Origin of the sequence: Rhizobium sp. PRIMUS64, from assembly GCF_023006465.1 — a bacterium.
Classification (GTDB): domain Bacteria; phylum Pseudomonadota; class Alphaproteobacteria; order Rhizobiales; family Rhizobiaceae; genus Rhizobium; species Rhizobium leguminosarum.
On sequence record NZ_JALBGX010000294.1, the window covers coordinates 1 to 1,319 of the forward strand.

A 1,319-nucleotide genomic window follows, 5' to 3' on the forward strand; every position below is an offset into this window, starting at 1 on the left:
GGAATTTATCCCGAGCCCGATACTATGCCGAGCCCATTCCCTAAAGCCCGAGATTTCCGGTAATCCAAGAACGAAAGCTCGGCATAGTTTGGATGGCTTGGAAGACCGGGTTCGTCCTATTGCGGTCACGAGCCCTTGCCACGAATCGCGCAACTTACTAAATCTCAGGCACAGGCTAGACCCAAGCCTCCCCCCTCCTTTCGGGGAAGCATCTCACATGTAGGGTGACTACATCTCATCGAACCATCTGTTCGAGCATCGCATTAGGAGGGGTTGCGGTCTGGCTCGCAATGGAGGTTTTTGATGAAGCTTTCTGCACCAATATTCCAGCTCAAACGTCGGGCCAAGCTGATGGCTCGCAGTAACAGCGTCCCCCTGAACGAGGCACTAGACCAGATCGCACGCGAAGAGGGGTTTGGGAAATGGAGCCTGCTTTCCGCAAGCATGTCTTCTGGCCCGCTATCCGAAACAGTCCTGTCGCGTCTTGACGACGGCGACATGCTACTACTTGCGGGCCGACCCGGCCACGGCAAGACCAAGCTGGGTCTTCAGCTTCTAATAGACGCCGCTCGCGATGGCCGCAAAGCCTTGCTGTTTACCTTAGAGTTTACCGAGCAACAGGCATGGAAGCGTCTCAAATCATTGGAGGCACCGGGAGGCAACATTGCGGACGCCGTGCAGATTTTTACATCTGATCAGATCAGCGCAGAATATATCATCCAACACATGTCTGGATTAGAATCCGGCGCAATCGCGGTCATTGATTACTTGCAACTGCTTGACCAGCAGCGGAGCAAACCGGTGCTTTCCGAACAACTGCAAACTCTGGGAGAGTTCGCACAACGCACTGGCGTTGTCCTCGGTTTTATTTCCCAGATAGACAGGTCATTTGAAACGGAGGGCAAACGGCTTCCTGACATTGGAGACGTTCGCTTACCAAACTTCGTCGATCTGGGTCTCTTTTCCAAAGCATGCTTCCTCCACAATGGAGAGGCCCAGCTACAAGACGTTGCATGACTGCCTGCCGCGACCTCGATGGTCGCGGCTCCTTCTCTCATGACCGCTGATGGCGCTGTCCTGCCTTAGTGAAAGCTCCCCGATGATTGGTGGGCTCGGCATGACATCGCGGCCCTCACCGCGATGTCATGGTCTCCGCCAAGGATCAAAGTTGTCGAGAAACGAGGAATAGTCATGCATATCTCCGCTACGTTGCAGTTGCGGAGACAGACTATTATGCCGAGCTTTCGTTCTTGGATTACCGGAAATCTCGGGCTTTAGGGAATGGGCTCGGCATAGTATCGGGCTCGGGATAAATTCCT

Annotated in this window: 1 protein-coding gene; it reads left to right on the forward strand. The window is 54.0% G+C overall.

Features of this window, described 5'->3' with window-relative positions:
- Positions 1 to 303 precede the first annotated feature (303 nt).
- Positions 304 to 1,017 (forward strand): DNA helicase, encoded by a 714-nt coding sequence (locus tag MOV76_RS39170; RefSeq protein WP_247266601.1) that lies wholly within the window; start codon positions 304 to 306, stop codon positions 1,015 to 1,017.
- Positions 1,018 to 1,319: the final 302 nt, after the last annotated feature.

Bases quoted from the DNA above. Each gene is read 5' to 3' on its own strand.
- MOV76_RS39170 (WP_247266601.1), top strand. From the start codon at position 304: ATGAAGCTTTCTGCACCAATATTCCAGCTCAAACGTCGGGCCAAGCTG.